General features: G+C 71.3%; 10 protein-coding genes. 5 read left to right on the forward strand and 5 right to left on the reverse strand.

The window, feature by feature from the left end; all coding sequences use genetic code 11:
* Window positions 1-891 carry a carbohydrate kinase gene (locus tag AB0E14_RS21425; RefSeq protein ID WP_362420167.1) on the forward strand — a complete coding sequence of 297 codons (891 nt, stop codon included), beginning with the start codon at window positions 1-3 and terminating at the stop codon, window positions 889-891.
* A 226-nt stretch (window positions 892-1,117) separates the two neighbouring features.
* On the opposite strand, the gene uvrA is transcribed toward AB0E14_RS21425, so the two are convergent.
* Entirely contained in the window at window positions 1,118-4,102 is a 2,985-nt protein-coding gene (gene uvrA / locus AB0E14_RS21430) for an excinuclease ABC subunit UvrA (protein WP_362420170.1), read from the reverse strand.
* A 198-nt stretch (window positions 4,103-4,300) separates the two neighbouring features.
* Between uvrA and AB0E14_RS21435 the strand changes: the two genes are divergently transcribed.
* The 3 genes from AB0E14_RS21435 to AB0E14_RS21445 all read left to right on the forward strand — a co-directional run bounded on the left by AB0E14_RS21435 (window position 4,301) and on the right by AB0E14_RS21445 (window position 7,260).
* Window positions 4,301-5,005, forward strand: a complete 705-nt coding sequence (locus AB0E14_RS21435) for a maleylpyruvate isomerase family mycothiol-dependent enzyme (RefSeq protein ID WP_362420173.1) — start codon at window positions 4,301-4,303, stop codon at window positions 5,003-5,005.
* A 49-nt stretch (window positions 5,006-5,054) separates the two neighbouring features.
* Window positions 5,055-5,711 carry an MBL fold metallo-hydrolase gene (locus AB0E14_RS21440; protein WP_362420176.1) on the forward strand — a complete coding sequence of 219 codons (657 nt, stop codon included), beginning with the start codon at window positions 5,055-5,057 and terminating at the stop codon, window positions 5,709-5,711.
* Between the two features lie 271 nt (window positions 5,712-5,982).
* The gene (locus tag AB0E14_RS21445; protein ID WP_362420209.1) at window positions 5,983-7,260 is read left to right on the forward strand and encodes an MFS transporter; all 1,278 of its coding nucleotides are present in this window, start codon (window positions 5,983-5,985) and stop codon (window positions 7,258-7,260) included.
* Between the two features lie 91 nt (window positions 7,261-7,351).
* Here AB0E14_RS21445 and AB0E14_RS21450 read toward each other — a convergent pair whose 3' ends face one another.
* From AB0E14_RS21450 to uvrB, 4 genes are all read right to left on the reverse strand, one after another.
* The gene (locus AB0E14_RS21450; protein WP_362420179.1) at window positions 7,352-8,389 is read right to left on the reverse strand and encodes a TerC family protein; all 1,038 of its coding nucleotides are present in this window, start codon (window positions 8,387-8,389) and stop codon (window positions 7,352-7,354) included.
* A gap of 265 nt (window positions 8,390-8,654) precedes the next feature.
* Complete coding sequence (locus tag AB0E14_RS21455) at window positions 8,655-10,604, reverse strand: TerD family protein (protein WP_362420182.1); 1,950 nt, start codon at window positions 10,602-10,604, stop codon at window positions 8,655-8,657.
* Window positions 10,605-10,734: 130 nt separating this feature from the next.
* Entirely contained in the window at window positions 10,735-11,313 is a 579-nt protein-coding gene (locus AB0E14_RS21460) for a TerD family protein (RefSeq protein ID WP_361958413.1), read from the reverse strand.
* Window positions 11,314-11,464: 151 nt separating this feature from the next.
* Entirely contained in the window at window positions 11,465-13,603 is a 2,139-nt protein-coding gene (gene uvrB / locus AB0E14_RS21465; protein WP_362420186.1) for an excinuclease ABC subunit UvrB, read from the reverse strand.
* Here uvrB and AB0E14_RS21470 point away from each other — a divergent pair.
* A partial coding sequence (locus AB0E14_RS21470) for a hypothetical protein (protein ID WP_362420190.1) occupies window positions 13,602-13,786 on the forward strand: 185 nt, incomplete at its 3' end. The two genes, uvrB and AB0E14_RS21470, sit on opposite strands and share 2 nt — an antisense overlap.

The following is a 13,786-nucleotide window of genomic DNA, read 5'->3' on the forward strand; positions in this document are numbered from 1 at the left end:
GTGATCGTCGTCGCCGGTGAGTCCTTGATCGATCTGGTCCCGGACGGGGCCGCCGCCGGGCCGCTGCCCCCGCTGGTGCCCCGGCGGGGCGGGGGGCCGTACAACACGGCCGTGGCCCTCGGTCGTCTCGGCGGCCGGGTCGCCTTCTGCTCCCGGGTCTCGACGGACGCGTTCGGCGAGGCCCTGATGGACGGGCTGCGGGACGCCGGGGTGGGGACCGGCCTGGTCCAGCGCGGTCCGGAGCCGACGACGCTGGCGGTCGCCTCGGTGGGCGCGGACGGCTCGGCGGAGTACGGCTTCTACGTCGAGGGCACAGCCGACCGGCTCTTCGCCCTCCCGGCGCGACTGCCGGACGGGGTGCGGGCGATCGCGTTCGGCACGTGCTCGCTGGCGCTGGAGCCGGGGGCGAGCGCGTACGAGGCGCTGCTGCGGCGGGAGTCGGCGCGGGGCGTGCTGACGCTCCTCGATCCCAACATCCGGCCGGGCCTGATCCCGGACGCGGCCGCCTACCGCGAGCGCTTCGCCTCCTGGCTGCCGTACGTCTCGCTCCTGAAGCTCTCGGAGGAGGACGCCGCGTGGCTGGGCGGTACCCCGGCGGAGTGGCTGGAGCAGGGCCCGTCGGCGGTCGTCGTGACGCGCGGTGGGGCGGGCCTCACGGTGCACACCCGCCCGTTCGAGGTGTCGGTACCGGCGGTGCGCGTCGAGGTCGCGGACACGATCGGCGCGGGCGACACCGTGAACGCGGCGCTCCTGCACGCCCTGCCCGACCGCCCTCTCGCGACCCTGCCCCCGGAGTCCTGGTCCACCCTCCTCACGTACGCGGCCAGAGCCGCGGCCCTCACCTGCACCCGCCCGGGCGCCGAACCCCCGTACGCGAGCGAACTGGAGTAGGCAGTCCTCGGCCGCCCCGCCCCGGTTCAGCGGCACGGCGAAGCCCGTGAGGGGCTCGGGTGCGAAACCCCGACACGGCGAAGCCCGTGTCATGGCCGGGGCTCGGGGGCTCCGCGCCCGTCGCACGGGCCGGGGTCCGGGGGCCTGCCCCCGGTTTCGGGAAGGGGCGGGGTGGGGGAAGGCCCGCCGCAGGCGCCGCCCACCCCACCCCGTCATCCCCGCCCCGTCACGCCTTGCGTGCCCGCGCCGCCGTCTTCTTGGCGGGCGCGGCCTTCTTCGCGGGCGCCGCCGCCTTCTTCGCGGCGGCCTTCTTCGCGGGCGCCTTCGACGCGCTCCGCGCCGCCGGCACGCTCGCGTCGCTGATGCGGTCCGCGCCCAGGATCTCGCGGAGGAACTTGCCGGTGTGGCTCGCCGGGACGGAGGCGACCTCCTCCGGCGTGCCCTCGGCGATCACCAGACCGCCGCCGCTGCCGCCCTCCGGGCCCATGTCGACGACCCAGTCCGCGGTCTTGATGACATCGAGGTTGTGCTCGATGACGATCACCGAGTTCCCCTTGTCGACCAGCCCCGAGAGGACCTTGATCAGCTTCGAGATGTCCTCGAAGTGCAGACCCGTGGTCGGCTCGTCCAGGACGTAGACCGTCCGACCCGTCGACCGCTTCTGCAGCTCGGACGCGAGCTTCACGCGCTGCGCCTCGCCGCCGGAGAGCGTCGGCGCGGACTGGCCGAGCCGGACGTACCCGAGGCCGACCTCGTTGAGCGTGCGCAGGTGACGCGCGATCGTCGGGACCGCCTCGAAGAAGTCCAGGGCCTCCTCGATCGGCATGTCCAGGACCTCGGCGATGGACTTGCCCTTGTAGTGGACCTCCAGGGTCTCCCGGTTGTACCGCGCGCCGTGGCAGACCTCGCAGGGGACGTAGACGTCCGGGAGGAAGTTCATCTCGATCTTGATCGTGCCGTCGCCGGAGCAGTTCTCGCAACGGCCGCCCTTGACGTTGAAGGAGAACCGGCCCGGCAGATAGCCGCGCACCTTCGCCTCCATCGTCTCGGCGAAGAGCTTGCGGACGTGGTCGAAGACTCCGGTGTACGTCGCCGGGTTCGACCGCGGGGTGCGGCCGATCGGCGACTGGTCGACGTGCACGACCTTGTCGACGAGGTCGTCGCCGTCCACGCGCGTGTGCCGCCCGGGGACCGACTTGGCGCCGTTCAGCTCGCGCGCCAGGTGGGTGTAGAGGATGTCGTTGACCAGCGTCGACTTGCCCGATCCCGAGACGCCGGTGACGGCGGTGAGGACGCCCAGCGGGAACGACACGTCGATGTCCCGGAGGTTGTTCTCCCGGGCGCCGTGCACGGTGAGCCGGCGCGAGGGGTCCACGGGGCGGCGGATGTCCGGCGTCCCGATGGCCTTGCGGCCGGACAGGTACTGCCCGGTCATCGACTGCTTGTTGGCGAGCAGTTCCTTCAAGGGGCCGGAGTGGACGACCTTGCCGCCGTGCTCGCCGGCGCCGGGGCCGATGTCCACGACCCAGTCGGCGACCTTGATGGTGTCCTCGTCGTGCTCGACCACGATGAGCGTGTTGCCCATGTCCCGCAGCCGGACCAGGGTCTCGATGAGCCGGTGGTTGTCGCGCTGGTGGAGGCCGATGGAGGGCTCGTCCAGGACGTAGAGGACGCCGACCAGGCCGGAGCCGATCTGGGTGGCGAGCCGGATGCGCTGGGCCTCGCCGCCGGAGAGCGTGCCGGCCGCGCGGTTGAGGGAGAGGTAGTCCAGGCCGACGTCGACCAGGAAGCGCAGCCGCTCGTTGACCTCCTTCAGGACCCGCTCGGCGATCTTCTTGTCGCGGGCGTTCAGCTTCAGGCGGCCGAGGAAGTCGGCGCACTCGCTGATCGACATCGCGGCGACCTCGGCGATCGACCGCTCCATGACGGTGACGGCCAGGACGATCGGCTTGAGGCGCGTGCCCTCGCAGGTGGGGCAGGGCACCTCGCGCATGTAGCCCTCGAAGCGCTCGCGGCTGGAGTCGCTCTCGGCCTCGCTGTGCCGCCGCTTGACGAAGGAGACGGCGCCTTCGAAGGCGGGGGTGGTGTACGCCCGTTCGCGTCCGTAGCGGTTGCGGTAGCGGACCTCGACCTGGGTCTTGTGGCCGTACATCAGGGCCTTCTTGGCCCGGGCCGGGAGCGCCGCGTACGGCAGGTCCGTGCGGAAGCCGAGCGCCTGGGAGAGGCCGCCGATGAGCCGGCCGAAGTACTCCTTGGTGTGGCCGTGGGACCAGGGGTGGATGGCGCCCTCGTCGAGGGAGCGGTCCTCGTCCGGGACGATCAGCTCGGGGTCGACCTCCATGCGGGTGCCGATGCCGGTGCAGTCCGGGCAGGCGCCGAAGGGCGAGTTGAAGGAGAAGGAGCGCGGCTCCAGCTCCTCGAAGGAGAGGTCGTCGTACGGGCAGTAGAGGTGCTCCGAGTACATCCGCTCGCGCTCGGGGTCGTCCTCGGCGAGGTCGACGAAGTCCAGGACGACCATGCCGCCGGAGAGCCCGAGGGCCGTCTCGACGGAGTCGGTGAGCCGGCGCTTGGCGCTGTCCTTCACGGTGAGGCGGTCGACGACCACCTCGATCGTGTGCTTCTCCTGCTTCTTCAGCGTCGGCGGCTCGGTGAGCTGGATGGTCTGCCCGTCGACCCGCGCCCGGCTGTAGCCCTTGGTCTGGAGGTCGGCGAAGAGGTCGACGAACTCGCCCTTGCGCTCGCGCACGAGCGGCGAGAGGACCTGGAAGCGGCTGCCCTCGGGCAGCTCGAGGACCTTGTCGACGATGGCCTGCGGCGACTGGCGGGAGATCGGGCGGCGGCACTCGGGACAGTGCGGCTTGCCGATGCGCGCGAAGAGCAGGCGGAGGTAGTCGTAGACCTCGGTGATCGTGCCGACCGTCGAGCGCGGGTTGCGCGAGGTCGACTTCTGGTCGATGGAGACGGCGGGCGAGAGACCCTCGATGAAGTCGACGTCCGGCTTGTCCATCTGGCCGAGGAACTGCCGGGCGTACGACGAGAGCGACTCGACGTACCGGCGCTGCCCCTCGGCGAAGATCGTGTCGAACGCGAGGGAGGACTTGCCCGACCCCGACAGCCCGGTGAAGACGATGAGGGAGTCGCGGGGGAGGTCGAGCGAGACGTTCTTGAGGTTGTGCTCGCGAGCGCCACGAACGATGAGACGGTCGGCCACGCCGGTCCGCACCTTTCTTGAGAGAGCGGAGGCACAGGAGTGCGGGTCGCAGATATGCCTGGAAGTACCTGGATGTGCGTGAGTACCCAACAACCAAGGATGCCGGATGCTTCCACCGAGCCTATAGCACGCACATTCGATTTCCGGCCGGACTCCGACCGCTTCACCCGAACGAGTGGCGGCGCTAGGGTCGGCCCCATGATCGACCACGTGCGTGACCTGGCCTCTGTACACGAAGCGACCGAACGACTCCTCGCCGCGGCCGCCTCCCTGGACAACGCGGCGCTCGCCGAGCCGTCACGGCTTCCCGGCTGGACCCGTGGCCATGTCCTGGCCCACATCGCCCGCAACGCGGACGCTCTGGTGAACGTCCTCCAGGGCCGTCCCATGTACGCGGACGCCGCCACCCGCGACGCCGACATCGAGCGGGACGCCCCGCGCCCCCCTGCCGAGCAGCTCGCCGACCTCCGGGCGACCGCCGAGCGCTTCCAGGCCGTGGGCGCGGAGCCCGCCGACTGGGAGCGGACCGTCGAGCTCCGCAACGGCGTCACCGACCGGGCCGCCCGCATCCCCTTCCGCCGCTGGGTGGAGGTGGACCTGCACCACGTCGACCTCGGCATCGGCTACGAGCTGGAGGACCTGCCGGAGGAGTTCGTCCTGCGGGAGATCGACTTCCTCGCCGACCGCTGGTCGGGCCGCCCCGACGTCCCGCCGGTGACCCTCCGCCGCGGGTACGGGGAGGACGACGGCCCCAGCTGGAGGACCGGCGGCGACAAGGGCGACCCCGTCGTCCTGGGCGGCACCCTCGCCGAGCTGCTCGGCTGGCTCTCCGGACGCGGCGACCGGGGCGCCCACCTCGCCCTCCTCGAGGGCGACCACCTCCCGGAACTCCCGCCCCTGTAGCCCCGCCGTCGGCACCCCGCCCGTCGGTGCCCGGCGATAGGCTGAGCGCATGACGTACAGCGGAGCTGTGAAGGTCGGCGGGCCCGCCGATGTGCATGAGTTGACGGACCTGATGATCTCCAAGGTCGCCGTCGGCCCGATGGACAACAACGCGTATCTGCTGCGGTGTCGGGCGACCGGCGAGCAGCTGCTGATCGACGCGGCGAACGACGCCGACACGCTCCTCACGCTGATCGGTGACGACGGCATCGCCTCCGTCGTCACCACGCACCAGCACGGCGACCACTGGCAGGCACTCGCCGAGGTGGTCGCCGCGACCGGGGCGAGGACGTACGCCGGGGCGTACGACGCGGAGGGCATCCCCGTCCCGACGGACGTCCTGGTCGAGGACGGCGACACGATCGCGGTCGGCCGGGTCACGCTGACCGCCCGCCATCTCGTCGGGCACACCCCCGGCTCGATCGCGCTCGTCTACGACGACCCGCACGGCCACCCGCACGTCTTCACCGGCGACTGCCTGTTCCCCGGCGGCGTCGGCAACACGTGGAAGGACCCGAAGGCGTTCGCGAGCCTGATCGAGGACGTGGAGTCCAAGCTCTTCGCGGTCCTGCCGGACGAGAGCTGGGTGTATCCCGGCCACGGCAAGGACACCACGCTCGGTGACGAGCGACCGAGCCTGCCCGCGTGGCACGCGCGCGGTTGGTGAAGGTCCCTGGGCGACCCTGACCGGCGGAGGCGCACGGTCGCGCACCGTGTGCTTCCGCGCGCCCCCGTAACCCCGTCGGAGGCCGGGTAGTTGGCGCGACATGCGCCAAAGTCACTCTCCGCGTCCGTCCCCGGATCCGGACTCGCTCACCGATCCGCACACCCAGGGCGCTCGGGACAACGCCTCCGACGGCCCGGACGCCCCGGGCGGGCCGGACGCCCCCGGCTCCTCGGACGGCAAGGGCTCCCCGTCCTCCCCCGCAGCGCCGTCCATGGCGCGCCTCGCCGCCGCCTCGCTCGTCGGGACGGCCATCGAGTTCTTCGACTTCTTCGTCTACGGGACCGCCGCCGCGCTCGTCCTCGGACCGCTGTTCTTCCCGACGTTCTCGCCCGTCGCCGGGACCCTGCTGGCCTTCGGCACCTTCGCCGTCGGTTTCGTGGCCCGGCCGCTCGGCTCGGTGGTCTTCGGGCACATCGGCGACCGGTACGGACGGCGCCCGGTCATGTTCGCCTCGCTGGTGCTCACGGGCTGCGCGACGGTGGCGGTCGGCCTCGTCCCCACGTACGCGGCGATCGGCATCGCCGCCCCCGTCCTGCTGCTCGTCCTGCGCTTCCTCCAGGGGCTCGGTCTCGGCGGCGAATGGGGCGGGGCCGTCCTGCTCACCGCCGAGCACGCGCCGGAGCGGCGCCGGGGGCTCTGGGCGAGCTTCCCGCAGATCGGTCCGCCGGTCGGTTTCCTGCTCGCCAACGGCGTGATGCTGCTGCTGTCGGCCACGCTCACCGACGCCCAGTTCCGGGACTGGGGCTGGCGTGTGCCGTTCTGGGCGGCCGGCGTACTCGCGGCGGCAGGGCTGCTGCTGCGCTCCTCGCTCGCCGAGACCCCGCAGTTCGAGGAGCTGAACGCGACCGGGCGGAAGGCGAACGCGCCGCTCACCGAGGTGGCGCGCGAGCACTGGCGGCTCGTCCTGCTCACGGCCGGGGCGCTCGCCGTCGGCTACGCGGTCTTCTACACGGTCTCCACCTGGGCCCTGGCCTACGGCACCGAGCGGCTGGGCGTCGGCCGTACGACCATGCTGGTCTGCATCATGGCGGCGGTGGCCATCTCGGGGATCGTGACGCCGCCGGCGGCGATGCTGGGCGACCGGTACGGCCGTCGCCCGCTCTGCCTGTTCGGCTGCGCGGCCTCAGCGGTGTGGATGTTCCCGATGATCGCGCTGCTGCACACGGGGCGGCCGCCGCTGATGTTCCTCGGGTTCACGGGCGCGCTGCTGGCCTTCATCACGATGTTCGCGGTGGTCGCGGCGTACCTCCCCGAGCTCTACCAGCCGAGGGTGCGGTGCACGGGCGCGGCCGTCGGCTACAACCTGGCGGGCGTTCTCGGCGGGGCGCTGACGCCGATCGTGGCGACGGCGCTGTCCGAGGGCGCGGGGCCGCCGTGGGGCGTGGCGGCGTATCTGACGGTAGTGGCGCTGGTGAGCCTCGGGTGCTTCACGCTCCTGCCGGAGACCGTGCCGGACCGGTCGGAGGTACTGGAGCGGGTACCCGCCTAGGGCCCTGAGGTCCCGCACGCGGCGCGGCCGGTGCGGGCGGTGGTGAGCCGCCCGCACCGGCCGCGGTGCGTTGCTACGGTGCCGTACGCCGTCAGGCGCCGACGCTGTCCTTCTCGGTCTCGCCGGCCTCCGCCGCGGGCCGCTCGCCCTTCTCGGCGGCGTCAGCGGCCTCGAGGGCCTCGCGCTCCGCCTGCTTCTTGGAGGCGATGAGGCTGGTGATCGTGGTGACGATCAGGACACCACAGATGACCGCGAGCGAGAACGGGATGGAGATCTCGGGAACGTGGACCCCGGACTCGTGCAGTGCGTGCAGCACCAGCTTCACACCGATGAAGCCGAGGATCACCGACAGGCCGTAGCTGAGGTGGACCAGCTTCTTGAGCAGTCCGCCGATCAGGAAGTACAGCTGCCGCAGACCCATCAGGGCGAAGGCGTTGGCGGTGAAGACGATGTACGGGTCCTGGGTCAGGCCGAAGATCGCCGGGATCGAGTCGAGGGCGAAGAGGATGTCGGTGGTGCCGATGGCCAGCATGACGACCATCAGCGGGGTCAGCACGCGCTTGCCGTTGACCTTGATGAAGAGCTTCGTGCCGTGGTACTTGTCCGCGACGCCGAACCGCTTCTCGACCGACTTGAGGAGACGGTTCTCCTCCCAGTCGTCCTCGTCGTCGCCCGCGCGCGCCTCCTGGATGAGCTTCCAGGCGGTGTAGATCAGGAACGCGCCGAAGATATAGAAGACCCAGGAGAAGCTGGCGATGATCGTGGCACCGGCCGCGATGAAGATCGCGCGCAGGACCAGGGCGATCAGCACACCCACGAGCAGCACCCGCTGCTGGAGGTGGGAGGGCACCGCGAACTTCGCCATGATCAGGACGAAGACGAAGAGGTTGTCGACACTCAGCGACTTCTCGGTGATGAATCCGGCGAAGAACTCGCCGGACGCCTGGCTGTCGCCGAAGAACAGCAGGCCGACTCCGAAGAGCGCGGCCAGGACGATCCAGACCACGGTCCAGATCCCGGCTTCCTTGACCGACACGTCATGGGGCTTGCGCCCGATGAAGAAGTCGATCGCGATAAGGGCGCTCAGACCGAGAATGGTCAGCACCCAGACAGTCGTCGAAACGTCCACTGCGCCTCCGGCGTCGTACGGCTACTTGATCAGCGTCGTCGCTGCCGGAGGTCTCTTCCACCCAGGCCGTACGGGGACGGGCCGGGCCGACGCCCCGGGATCGCCCCCGCTCGGGGTACGTCCGTATTGACGGGAACGCCGCGCATGGGGAGTACTCCCCTCCGCGCCAAGAACACTACCCGAAGAACCAAGAAAAGGTAAAGGCAAGGGTAAAGGCGACCCAAAGAGCCAGGTCAGGGCAGTCTCAGGTCAGGGGAATCTCGGATCAACTCCCCCACTGACGCCTCGACTCGGCCACCCGCGCGAGCACATCGGACAGCACCCGACTGCCGGACGGGGCGAGCGGCGGCTCGTACGTCCAGGCGTGGCCGACCCACGGATCGGCGAGGTGGTCGTCCGGCACGGGAGTGATGCGCAGCAGCGAGCGCCACAGCGGGTCGAGCACCGGCCCGTACGCCGAGGCGTCCGCGCGGTCGGCGACCATCATGAGGTGGACCCCGACCGCCGGCCCCTCGTCCGCGAGGTACCGCAGCCGGGTCACCGCCCGGTCGTCGAAGCCGTGCGGGAAGTCATGGACGATCAGGAGCTGCTCGGCGGTGTCCAGGCCGGGCGGCAGCGCGTCGGGCGCGCCCGCCCTCAGGGCCATCTGCACCAGGTCCACCCGCTCGGTGAGCCGGCCGAGGACGTCCTGGACACCGGCGGCGCCGGCGGCCGGCGGGCCCGCGAGCACGCCCGCCCCGACCAGCGGCGCGAGCGCGGGGGCCGCCGTGCCCGCCGGGTCGATGACATGGACCGTGAACTCGCCGGGCGGGTACACCGCGAGCAGGCGGGCCGCGTGCGCGACGGCGGTGTCCATCGCGAGGCGGCGCAGCTCGGCCTCGTCGAGCAGCCCCGCCGCCTCGGAGTGCTCACGTCCCATGTCGACCCAGAGCCCGCGCTCCAGCGGGAGCCTGACCAGCATCGGGATGCGCAGTTCGGTCCGCTCGGGCAGGTGGAGGTCGCCCAGGCGGACGGCCATCGGCGCCTCCATGGGGACGCGGTAGGCGTGCCAGACCGGGTTGTCCCAGCGGGCGTAGGCGGCCGGCAGGGCCGGTTCGACGACATCGGACTCGGCGACGAGCTGGTCCAGGTCCCGGTCGAGGGCCTCCTGCGCGCGGGCGGTCAGCTCGTCGTGCTTGGCGCGGGCCGCCGCGCGGGCGGCGTCCCCGGCACCACCGATCCGGCTCCTGGGGTCGGAGAGCACGCCGTCGAGCTCCTTGTCGAGCCGGGACTCGGCGAACTCGCAGGCGCTGCGGTACGCGGCGGTGGTGCGGGCGAGGTCCTCGAACATGCCCCACACCTGGTTGTAGAGCCGCTCGTCCATGGACCAGCCGCCGGCGTCCCCCGCGACGGGAACGGGCGGGGCCTGGCGGGGCGGCTCGGGGGCCTTCGCGCGGCGGCGCGGGTGGGCGTAGTCGATCGGGCCGCCTCCCCCGGCGGCCGGGGCGGGCGGCGGGGTCCCCGGCAGCGTGGGCGCCGTCGGGGTCGACGTCGTGGGAGCCGTCGGAGTCGATGTCGTGGGCGGCTCGGCCGCCGCTGTGACCGGCTCGGGTGCCGTCGGCGCCGCGTGGCGTACGCGCTCGGTCTCGGGGACGCGCGGCGGCGGGGCGGAGACGGAACGGGCCAGCCCCCGGGAGACGGCGTCCAGGATCGTCGTGGCGAGCTCGGCGGGCCGCTGGAGCCCCTGGTCGCCGAGCATGGCGGCGAGACCGCCCTCGTACCCCTGGCCCATGGCGCGCACCTTCCAGGCGCCCTGGCGACGGTACAGCTCCAGGGCGACGACGGCGGATTCGCGGTCGAGGCCGGTGATCGTGTACGTGGCGACCGGGGCGCCGTCGAGGCCGGTGACGGCGACGAAGGGGGCGGCGGCCGCGCCGAAGCGGGTCGGTCCGCCGACGCCGACGGGCAGCGCGAGGAGGACCGAGAGGCGGTGCACGGCGGCCGGGACGGCGTCCAGGTCGACGGCGAGCCGGTGGTCGGCGGCGGCCTGCTGGGAGACCTCGACGCCGGGCAGCGAGGGCGAGCCGGGGTGGGCGATCCACTCGACGCCCGCGACCCGGCCTTCCTCGTCGCCGAGGGTGGCCCCGGCGACGACCGGATGGCCGGCCGAGACCCGGATCTCCAGTCGGGTGTCGGGCAGCGGATGGTTCTGTCCCCGGACCAGCTCGGCCGTCATCGACTCTGTCCCCTCGGATCCGATGGTGATGCGGGACAGCTCCCGGCGGCCTGCTGCCTCCGGGAGCTGACGGTGTGTGTGGTGCTGTGTCTGTGCCGGACTTCGCCGTCGGGCGGGCCGGCGTGCCGGACTAGAGGTGCGGCAGGATCGCGGGCATGAGGTCCTGGAACGTCCGGCCGTTGGCCGGGTTGCCCAGGGCCGTCATCTGCCATCCGGAGCCCGCCCGGTGCACCTTCGCCATGATCTGCGCGGTGTACTGGCCGCCGCCGTCCAGGGTGTAGCGCGCGAGCTCCTGGCCGTTGGTCTCGTCGACGATCCGGCAGAAGGCGTTCTGCACCTCCTGGAAGGTCTGCCCGGTGAAGGAGTTCACCGTGAAGACGATCTGGTCGATGTGGACCGGGACGCGCTGGAGGTCGACCAGGATCGACTCGTCGTCGCCGCCCGAGCCCGCGCCGCCCACCAGGTTGTCGCCGGTGTGCCGGACCGAGCCGTCGTCGCTGACCAGGTGCCGGAAGAAGACCACGTCGACCGGCTGCTTGTCGGCGAAGAGCACCGCGGAGGCGTCCAGGTCGACCTCGCGCGTCCGCGAACCGAACAGGCCGCGACGGGGCGCCGCCTGCCAGCCGAGACCCATCCGTACGGACGTCAGGCTGCCGCCGCCCTGCTTCTCCAGGCTGATGGCCTGACCCTTGGTCATGTTGACCGTCACGCGCTGTCCCCTCTCTAGCGATCCCCGCCGCCGCCTCCGCTGTGCGCGCGGTTGGTCAGCACCCTACGCAGGGGCACTGACAGCGCAGCAGAGCGGGAGCGGTTTTGTGTCGGTCTTGCAACACACCGGGCACTCCGGACCACCCGCCGTGTCAGGCGAGTCCGGCCTCCTTCATCTGGCGCAACTCCTTCTTCAGTTCCCCGACCTCGTCCCGCAGCCTGGCGGCCACCTCGAACTGCAGCTCCGCCGCGGCGGCGCGCATCCGGTCGGTCATCTCCTCGATGATCGCCGCGAGTTCGGTCGCCGGACGGTCGCCGAGCTCGACCGTGGAGCCCGCCTTGCCGCCCTTGGCCCTGCTCTTGGGCGTGTGCGCCGCGAGCGAGGGGACCGGGGCCTTGGCGGCCCTTCCGTCCTTGCCCTGGCGGTAGCCGGTGCCGAGGAGCTGCTCGGTGTCGACCTCCTCGCGGGCGATGGTGGCGACGATGTCGTTGATCTTCTTGCGGAGCGGCTGCGGGTCGATGCCGTTGGCCTTGTTGTAGGCGACCTGCTTCTCACGGCGGCGGTTGGTCTCGTCGATCGCCTTCTCCATGGCGGGCGTGACGGTGTCCGCGTACATGTGGACCTGTCCTGAGACGTTGCGCGCCGCGCGGCCGATGGTCTGGATCAGCGAGGTGCCGGAGCGCAGGAAGCCCTGCTTGTCGGCGTCGAGGATGGCGACGAGGGAGACCTCGGGCAGGTCGAGTCCCTCACGGAGCAGGTTGATGCCGACCAGGACGTCGTACTCGCCGGCGCGCAGCTCGCGGAGCAGCTCGATCCGGCGCAGGGTGTCGACGTCGCTGTGCAGATAGCGGACCTGGATGCCCAGTTCCAGGAAGTAGTCGGTGAGGTCCTCGGCCATCTTCTTGGTGAGCGTGGTGACGAGGACCCGCTCGTCCTTCTCGGTGCGCAGCCGGATCTCGTGGACCAGGTCGTCGATCTGGCCCTCGGTGGGCTTGACGACGACCTCGGGGTCGACGAGGCCGGTGGGGCGGATGATCTGCTCCACGAAGCCGTCGGAGCGCGACAGCTCGTACGTGCCGGGGGTGGCCGAGAGGTAGACCGTCTGGCCGATCCGCTGCTGGAACTCCTCCCACTTCAGCGGGCGGTTGTCGAGCGCGGAGGGCAGCCGGAAGCCGTGGTCGACGAGGGTCCGCTTCCGGGAGGCGTCGCCCTCGTACATGGCGCCGATCTGCGGGACCGTGACGTGCGACTCGTCGATGACGAGGAGGAAGTCCTCGGGGAAGTAGTCGAGGAGCGTGTTCGGGGCGGAGCCGGGCTCGCGGTCGTCGAAGTGCATCGAGTAGTTCTCGATGCCGGAGCAGGAGCCGATCTGGCGCATCATCTCGATGTCGTACGTGGTGCGCATGCGCAGGCGCTGCGCCTCCAGCATCTTGCCCTGCTTCTCCAGCTCGGCGAGCCTGCTCTCCAGCTCGCGCTCGATGCCGTCGACCGCCTTCGCCATGCGCTCGGGTCCCGCCACGTAGTGGCTGGCGGGGAAGACGTACAGCTCGTGGTCGTCGCTGATGACCTCGCCGGTGAGCGGGTGGAGGGTGGAGAGCGCCTCGATCTCGTCACCGAACATCTCGATGCGGACGGCGAGCTCCTCGTAGACCGGGAAGATCTCGATGGTGTCGCCGCGGACCCGGAAGGTGCCCCGGGTGAACGCCAGGTCGTTGCGCGTGTACTGGATGTCGACGAAGCGGCGCAGCAGCTGGTCCCGGTCGATCTCCTCGCCGACCTTGAGCGGGACCATCCGGTCCACGTACTCCTGGGGGGTGCCGAGACCGTAGATGCAGGAGACGGAGGCGACCACGACGACGTCCCTGCGGGTCAGCAGCGAGTTCGTCGCGGAGTGGCGCAGCCGCTCGACCTCCTCGTTGATCGAGGAGTCCTTCTCGATGTAGGTGTCCGACTGCGGGACGTACGCCTCGGGCTGGTAGTAGTCGTAGTACGAGACGAAGTACTCGACCGCGTTGTTCGGCAGGAGCTCGCGGAACTCGTTGGCCAGCTGGGCGGCCAGCGTCTTGTTCGGTGCCATCACGAGCGTGGGGCGCTGCAGCTTCTCGATCATCCACGCGGTGGTCGCGGACTTTCCGGTGCCGGTCGCGCCGAGGAGGACGACGTCCTTCTCGCCCGCGCGGATGCGCCGGTCGAGCTCGGCGATGGCCGCGGGCTGGTCACCGCTGGGCTGGTAGGGACTGACGACCTCGAAGGGCGCCACCGTACGTTCGATCTGGGAAACGGGCCGCATGGGACCACCGTACGACCCCCCACTGACAGTCGGGCCGTCCCCGGCTCACGGGGCGCTCGGAAACCCGGCGCTCACCACTCCTGGGAGCGGTGGGCGCCCCGGCCGGCGGTGGGAGCTGCTGGTCTCGCTCGGAGTGCTGCCGCGCGGTCAGCTGGTGGAGGTCTCACGCGCCGATCTGGTGGG

The sequence above is a fragment of the Streptomyces sp. NPDC047981 genome (genome assembly GCF_040653315.1).
In the GTDB taxonomy this organism is placed as follows: Bacteria; Actinomycetota; Actinomycetes; order Streptomycetales; family Streptomycetaceae; genus Streptomyces.

What these genes read in the sequence shown, in the direction of transcription:
- AB0E14_RS21435 (WP_362420173.1), top strand. Translation starts at nt 4,301, where the DNA reads ATGATCGACCACGTGCGTGACCTGGCCTCTGTACACGAAGCGACCGAA.
- AB0E14_RS21440 (WP_362420176.1), top strand. Translation starts at nt 5,055, where the DNA reads ATGACGTACAGCGGAGCTGTGAAGGTCGGCGGGCCCGCCGATGTGCAT.
- AB0E14_RS21445 (WP_362420209.1), top strand. Translation starts at nt 5,983, where the DNA reads ATGGCGCGCCTCGCCGCCGCCTCGCTCGTCGGGACGGCCATCGAGTTC.
- AB0E14_RS21455 (WP_362420182.1), bottom strand. Translation starts at nt 10,604, where the DNA reads ATGACGGCCGAGCTGGTCCGGGGACAGAACCATCCGCTGCCCGACACC.
- uvrB (WP_362420186.1), bottom strand. Translation starts at nt 13,603, where the DNA reads ATGCGGCCCGTTTCCCAGATCGAACGTACGGTGGCGCCCTTCGAGGTC.